The organism is Idiomarina sp. Sol25 (assembly GCF_033052775.1).
GTDB lineage: Bacteria > Pseudomonadota > Gammaproteobacteria > Enterobacterales > Alteromonadaceae > Idiomarina.
The window spans coordinates 1-238 of the sequence record NZ_JAUPEW010000238.1; the positions used below are offsets into that span (position 1 = coordinate 1).

Sequence of the window (238 nt, forward strand, 5' to 3'; positions counted from 1 at the left end):
TTGGAGATGCCAAGCCAGTGCATCTTGGCCACGCGGCGCAAGCCGATGGCCGTTTCCGCCTTTACGCGTTCTCCGGCGCGGAGGATCCGGCGGCGGCCGGGTCAGCCGTTCGCGCGCTGTGCAATTTCCTTGCGGAAGCCAGGGAGTCACCGCTGAAGCGATATACGCACGCAGGAGCAGACATTGATGCCGTGATCGATCTGCGCGCTGTGTTTCAGCAGGATCATCGCGAGCTCGC

At 63.4% G+C, this 238-nt stretch carries 1 pseudogene; it reads left to right on the forward strand.

Annotation, left to right across the window (positions count from 1 at the left end):
- Nucleotides 1-238 (forward strand): annotated as a pseudogene (locus Q5L94_RS14120) (hypothetical protein); the annotation flags it as partial.